Here is a 6304-nt window from a genome sequence, read left to right on the forward strand (position 1 = left end):
GCGGTGTGCTGCTGGTCTGGGAGAATCCATCCTCCCCTGAGCGTCCGCCCGCGATGACCGTTGCCGACTCCGCCGCCACCGGCCTGATTGCCCCCCATGGCGGCGCGCTCGTCAACCTGATGGTGGCGGCCGGTGAGCGGGAGTCGCTGAAGGCAAGCGCCAGCCGCCGCCTTGAGTGCAGCGACCGCAATGCCTGCGACGTGGAGCTGCTGGTGGTGGGCGGCTTCTCCCCCCTGCGCGGCTTCATGCACCAGGAGGATTACGACGCCGTGGTGGCCGGCCATCGCACCAGCAGCGGCCTGCTGTTCGGTCTGCCGATCGTGTTCGACACCGACGATGCCTCGATCGGTCTCGGCGAGCGGCTGCTGCTCACCTACCGGGGCCAGGAGCTGGCCGTGTTCACGGTGGAGAGCCGCTGGGAGCCGGACAAGGCCCGCGAAGCCCAGGGCTGCTATGGCACCACGTCGATCGAGCACCCCGCTGTGCGGATGATCACCGGTGAACGGGGCCGCTTCTACCTGGGCGGCAGCGTGCAGGGCCTGGAGTTGCCCCAGCGGGTGTTTCCTTGCAAAACACCTGCCGAAGTGCGCGCCACCCTGCCCGAGGGCCAGAGCGTGGTGGCCTTCCAGTGCCGCAATCCCATCCACCGCGCCCACTACGAGCTGTTCACCCGGGCTCTGGAGGCCAGCAACGTGAGTGAGCAGGGTGTGGTGCTGGTGCATCCCACCTGCGGGCCCACCCAGGACGACGACATCGCCGGTGAGGTGCGCTTCCAGACCTACGAGCGCCTGGCGGCCGAGGTCAACAACCCACGCATCCGCTGGGCCTACCTGCCCTATTCGATGCACATGGCCGGCCCGCGCGAGGCCCTGCAGCACATGATCATCCGCAAGAACTACGGCTGCACCCACTTCATCATTGGCCGCGACATGGCCGGCTGCAAGAGCTCCCTCAGCGGCGACGACTTCTACGGCCCCTACCAGGCCCAGGATTTCGCCCGCGACCATGCCCCCGAGCTGGGCATGGAAACCGTGCCCTCGCTCAACCTCGTCTACACCGAGGAGGAGGGCTACGTCACCGCCGAGCACGCCGAAGCCCGTGGCCTGCACGTGCGCAAGCTGAGCGGCACCCAGTTCCGCCAGATGCTGCGCGGCGGCGAGGAGATCCCGGAATGGTTTGCCTTCCGTAGTGTGGTGGAGGTGCTTCGGGCTGCGGCCTGAGCCAGTTAACATTCCGTTACTAAATTCTCATCAGCAGAGGCACGAGTCTTGAAAAAGCGCTGGCGCAACGCGGGGCTCTATGTCCTTCTCGTGATCGTGATGATCGCGGTGGGCACCGCCTTCCTTGACCGACCCGATCCGGCCAATGCGCCCCGCACCCTGCGATACAGCGATTTCGTGGAGGCGGTGCAGGGCAATGAGGTGTCCCGGGTGCTGATTTCCCCCGACCGGGGCACGGCCCAGGTGGTGGAAAACGACGGCCGCCGCGCCGTCGTCAACCTCGCCCCCGACAAGGATCTGCTGAAGCTGCTGACCGACCACAACGTCGACATCGCCGTGCAGCCCAGCCGCGAGCCGGCGGCCTGGCAGCAGGCGGTGGGCAGTCTGATCTTCCCCCTGCTGCTGCTCGGGGGTCTGTTCTTCCTGTTGCGCCGCGCCCAGGGCGGAGGTGGTAACCCCGCCATGAGCTTCGGCAAGAGCAAGGCGCGGGTGCAGATGGAGCCCCAAACCCAGGTCACCTTTGGCGATGTGGCTGGCATCGAGGGAGCCAAGCTTGAGCTCACCGAAGTCGTCGACTTCCTCAAGAACCCCGATCGTTTCACCGCCGTCGGCGCCAAGATACCCAAGGGTGTGCTGCTGGTGGGTCCTCCGGGCACCGGCAAAACCCTGCTCGCCAAGGCGGTGGCCGGCGAAGCAGGTGTGCCTTTCTTCTCGATCTCCGGTTCGGAGTTTGTCGAGATGTTCGTCGGCGTCGGCGCCAGCCGCGTGCGTGACCTGTTCGAGCAGGCCAAGAAGAGTGCGCCCTGCATCGTTTTCATCGACGAGATCGATGCCGTGGGTCGTCAACGGGGCGCTGGCCTCGGCGGCGGCAACGACGAGCGTGAGCAGACCCTCAACCAGCTGCTCACCGAGATGGACGGCTTTGAGGGCAACACCGGCATCATCATCGTGGCGGCCACCAACCGCCCCGACGTGCTCGATGCAGCCCTGATGCGTCCCGGCCGTTTCGACCGCCAGGTGGTGGTGGATCGTCCCGACTACGCCGGTCGTCTCCAGATCCTCGGCGTTCACGCCCGCGGCAAAACGCTTGCCAAGGACGTTGACCTCGACAAGATCGCGCGCCGCACCCCCGGCTACACCGGTGCTGACCTGGCCAACCTGCTCAATGAAGCGGCGATTCTTGCCGCTCGGCGTCAGCTCACCGAAGTCTCCATGGACGAGGTGAACGACGCCATCGAGCGGGTGATGGCGGGCCCCGAGAAGAAGGACCGGGTGATGAGCGAGAAGCGCAAGCGCCTGGTGGCTTATCACGAAGCGGGCCATGCCCTGGTGGGCGCCCTGATGCCCGACTACGACCCGGTGCAGAAGATCTCGATCATTCCCCGCGGTAACGCCGGCGGGCTCACCTTCTTCACCCCGAGTGAAGAGCGCATGGAGTCGGGTCTTTATTCCCGCTCCTACCTGCAAAACCAGATGGCCGTGGCCCTGGGTGGACGCGTCGCCGAAGAGATCGTCTACGGCGAAGACGAAGTCACCACCGGTGCCTCCAACGACCTGCAGCAGGTGGCCCGCGTGGCCCGCCAGATGGTCACCCGCTTTGGCATGAGTGATCGCCTCGGTCCTGTGGCCCTCGGCCGCAGCCAGGGCGGCATGTTCCTAGGCCGCGACATCGCTGCCGAGCGTGACTTCTCCGAAGACACTGCCGCCGCCATCGACGAGGAGGTGAGCCAACTGGTGGCCGAGGCCTACAAGCGTGCCACCGCCGTACTCACCGAAAACCGTCCGGTGCTCGATGAGCTGGCCGACATGCTGGTGGAGAAGGAATCGGTGGATGCCGAAGGTCTCCAGGAGCTGCTGATCCGCAGCGATGTCAAGGTCGCTGAATACGTCTGAGCCCGAAGCTGGCTTGATCGAGGCTGGCTTGATTGAGGCGTTGCACCACCAGCCATTGCTGGTGGTGCTTCGTGCTTTCGACCCTCTGGATCTTGCCGAGTCGCTGGAGCGGCTCCAATTGCTGGGTGTTCACCAGGTGGAGATTGCCTGGAGTGGTCATCCCCAGTGGGTGCCCCACTGCGCCTTGTTGCGCCAGCGTTTTCCGCGGCTTCATCTGGGGGCCGCTTCAGTGCTGGATGGCGCCGGACTTGCGGCTGCGGCTGCTGCAGGCCTTGCCTACGTGGTGTCGCCGGTGCTGGATCGCCAGCTGGTGGATCGGGCCCGGCAGTTGCGGTTGCCGTTGGTGCCTGGTGTGCTCTCGCCAACGGAGGTGTACCAGGCGCGGCTTTGGGGTTGCTCGCTGGTCAAGTTGTTTCCCGCCAGCAGCGTGGGGAAGGCCTACTGGCAACGCTTGGCCGGCCCTTTGGGGGGAGAGCGCAGCTTGCCCCATTGCATCGCCGCTGGAGGTCTTCGTCCAGGCGACGTCGAGCCCTGGCTTGAAGCGGGCGTGGATGCGGTGGCCCTGGGGGGAGCCCTCGCCAACGACGCGGAGTGGCAGCTTTTGGCCGCCCTCGTCGTGCGATTGGGGGCCCGATCGCGCTGATGTGTTGCCGTTGCGAGTCTGCAGTGCTACAGCTGAGACAGAGGTTCCCCCTTTTATGTCTCAGCTCACCATCAAGCTCAGCGACAAGGCCGATGCGTTGATCGCCCAACTGCAGAAGGAAATTTTCAATCGCCGCCGCAAGAAGGTCTCCGCCGCTGGCGTGATCGAAACCCTGGTGGAAAGTGGAGCCAAGTCGCAGTCCGACAAGCGGTTTGCGACCTCCTGGAGCAATCTGATTGCTGACATTGAGAAAGCGGCCAAGGTTGCCGACGCCCACGGCGCCAAGCCTGCCAGCCTCACCGATGCCGAGTGGGCGATGGTGCTCAGCCACCGCAGCCGCGCCGCCAAGCCAGCAACCCGCAAGCCGGCCAGTGCGTCTGGGGTGCCTAAAAAGACGGTGCCTAAAAAGCCGGTGCCGAAAAAGCCGGCACGCAAACCAGCTCGCAAGACCGCTGTGTCCACTGCGGTGTCCACCAAGCGCGCGGGCTCATCGCCGGCGCGGCGGATGGCGAAGGCCGCCGGACTGCTCGGCGGCAACGGCCTGCAGCCCACTGCGGCAGCGATCTAGTCCAACAGAACAGGCTGCCGCTGCTGATCACCACAGGCTGCACTGGGCCTGCTGGCGCAGCAGGTGATCGGCGAGCACCAGGGCCACCATGGCCTCCACCATCGGCACCGCCCGCGGCAGTACGCACGGGTCGTGCCGACCCTTGGCTTCCAGGGTGGTGGCTTCACCCCGATCGTTGATGGTTTGCTGCGCTTTGCGGATCGTCGCGGTGGGCTTGAAGGCCACCCGGATCACGATCGCTTCGCCGTTGCTGATGCCGCCCTGGATTCCGCCGGAGTTGTTCGTGGCGGTGCGCAGCTGGCCGCCCTCGCTGGGCAGGAAGGCGTCGTTGTGCTCACTGCCCTTGAGCAGGGTGCCACCGAAGCCGGAGCCGATTTCAAAGCCCTTGGTGGCGGGTAGCGACATCACCGCCTTGGCGAGGTCGGCTTCCAGCTTGTCGAACACCGGCATACCCAGCCCCACCGGCGGCCGCCGCACCACGCATTCGATCACGCCGCCACAGGAATCGCCGTCGCGACCGATCGCCTCGATCCGCTCCACCATGCGCCCCGCCATGGCTGGATCGGGGCAGCGCACCATGTTCGACTCCACGGCCTCAAGGGTCACCGTGTTGGGGTCGATCGGCGCCTCCAGGTCGTGGATGCGCTTGACCCAGGCGAGCACTTCGGTGCCATGGGTCTTGGCCAGCAGCTGTTTGGCAATCGCCCCGGCGGCAACGCGGCCGATGGTTTCTCGGGCTGAAGCGCGGCCGCCACCGCTACGGGCTTGGATGCCGTATTTGGCCTGGTAAGTGGCATCGGCGTGGGAGGGGCGGAACGCCACCTCCATCTCCTTGTAATCCTGAGGTCGCTGGTCCTTGTTGCGCACCACCATGGCGATGGGCGTGCCCAGGGTCACCCCATCGAGCAGGCCGCTGAGGATCTCGACCCGGTCGTCCTCTTTGCGGGGGGTGGTGATCTTGCTTTGGCCCGGCTTGCGGCGATCCAGTTCCTGCTGAATCGCCCCAACATCAAGATCAAGCCGCGGCGGGCAGCCGTCCACGATCACGCCGACGCCCCCGCCGTGGGATTCGCCGAAGGTGCTGATCCGAAAAAGCTGACCGAAGCTGCTGCCCATGGGCGACCTGCGCTGGGCCGAGCCTACAAACTGGGCTTCGCTGGCGGCATGGCGCAACCTTGAAGAAGCAGGAACGGGCCACGCTGATCATGGAGCGCCTGCAGGAGCATTACCCCGAAACCCCTGTTCCTCTCGACCACAGGGATGCCTTCACCCTGCTGGTGGCGGTGCTGCTCAGTGCCCAGTGCACCGACAAGAAGGTGAACGAGGTCACCCCGGCCCTGTTTGAAGCTGGTCCGGACCCTGCCGCCATGGCGGCGTTGAGCGAACAGTCGATCCTGGCCCACATCCGCCAGCTGGGTCTCGCCCGCACCAAAGCCCGCAACGTCAAGCGCTTGGCGGAGCTGCTGCTCGAGCGCCATGGTGGCCTGGTGCCCTGCAGTTTTGAAGCGCTCGAGGCGTTGCCGGGGGTGGGTCACAAGACCGCCAGCGTGGTGATGGCCCAGGCTTTTGGCGTGCCGGCCTTTCCCGTGGATACCCACATTCACCGCCTGGCCCAGCGCTGGGGGCTGAGCAGCGGCCAGAGCGTGGTGCACACCGAGCGCGATCTCAAGGCCCTTTTCCCCAAGGAGGCCTGGAATCGGCTGCACCTCCAGATCATTTTCTACGGCCGTGAGTTCTGCACGGCCCGGGGTTGCGACGGCACCGTCTGCCCACTGTGCCGAGAGCTGTATCCCCGGCGCCGCAGCGCGGTGATCTGGCGGAAGGCCTGATCCCGATCCCCAGGTGGTGTATTTAAAGCCGCTGTTGCGGTTGTGAAACAGCCTGTGCAACAACGCCACAACCATTTCCAAGGCCATCTCCCATGAAAAAGCCCCCTCCGAGGAGGGGGCTTGAGGGATTCCGTTTGAGCGTCACGCTCAG

6 protein-coding genes are annotated in these 6304 nt (G+C 65.7%); 5 read left to right on the forward strand and 1 reads right to left on the reverse strand.

The genetic code is table 11. The features are described 5' to 3' along the window. Positions 1-53 precede the first annotated feature (53 nt). Genes sat through KBY65_RS05260 form a run of 4 tightly spaced genes read left to right on the forward strand, consistent with a single transcriptional unit; the run spans position 54 to position 4324 of the window. Positions 54-1220 carry a sulfate adenylyltransferase gene (gene sat, locus KBY65_RS05245; RefSeq protein ID WP_255000750.1) on the forward strand — a complete coding sequence of 389 codons (1167 nt, stop codon included), beginning with the start codon at positions 54-56 and terminating at the stop codon, positions 1218-1220. A gap of 48 nt (positions 1221-1268) precedes the next feature. Then, a complete protein-coding gene (gene ftsH3 / locus KBY65_RS05250) occupies positions 1269-3113 on the forward strand; it encodes an ATP-dependent zinc metalloprotease FtsH3 (protein ID WP_094559186.1) in 1845 nt (614 codons plus the stop codon). A gap of 13 nt (positions 3114-3126) precedes the next feature. Continuing rightward, positions 3127-3756 (forward strand): bifunctional 4-hydroxy-2-oxoglutarate aldolase/2-dehydro-3-deoxy-phosphogluconate aldolase, encoded by a 630-nt coding sequence (locus KBY65_RS05255; RefSeq protein ID WP_255000751.1) that lies wholly within the window; start codon positions 3127-3129, stop codon positions 3754-3756. A gap of 55 nt (positions 3757-3811) precedes the next feature. Then, on the forward strand, positions 3812-4324 hold the full coding sequence (locus tag KBY65_RS05260) for a hypothetical protein (protein WP_254987967.1): 513 nt from the start codon (positions 3812-3814) through the stop codon (positions 4322-4324). A gap of 27 nt (positions 4325-4351) precedes the next feature. Here KBY65_RS05260 and aroC read toward each other — a convergent pair whose 3' ends face one another. After that, positions 4352-5440, reverse strand: coding sequence for a chorismate synthase (gene aroC / locus KBY65_RS05265; RefSeq protein ID WP_094559244.1), 1089 nt, complete (start codon positions 5438-5440; stop codon positions 4352-4354). A gap of 59 nt (positions 5441-5499) precedes the next feature. On the opposite strand from aroC, the gene nth reads away from it, so the two are divergent. Further along, complete coding sequence (gene nth / locus KBY65_RS05270; protein WP_255000752.1) at positions 5500-6153, forward strand: endonuclease III; 654 nt, start codon at positions 5500-5502, stop codon at positions 6151-6153. The last annotated feature ends 151 nt before the right edge of the window (positions 6154-6304 follow it).

The organism is Cyanobium sp. Alchichica 3B3-8F6 (assembly GCF_024346435.1).
Classification (GTDB): Bacteria; Cyanobacteriota; Cyanobacteriia; order PCC-6307; family Cyanobiaceae; genus Cyanobium_A.

Bases quoted from the DNA above. Each gene is read 5' to 3' on its own strand.
- aroC (WP_094559244.1), bottom strand. From the start codon at position 5,440: ATGGGCAGCAGCTTCGGTCAGCTTTTTCGGATCAGCACCTTCGGCGAA.
- KBY65_RS05260 (WP_254987967.1), top strand. From the start codon at position 3,812: ATGTCTCAGCTCACCATCAAGCTCAGCGACAAGGCCGATGCGTTGATC.
- sat (WP_255000750.1), top strand. From the start codon at position 54: ATGACCGTTGCCGACTCCGCCGCCACCGGCCTGATTGCCCCCCATGGC.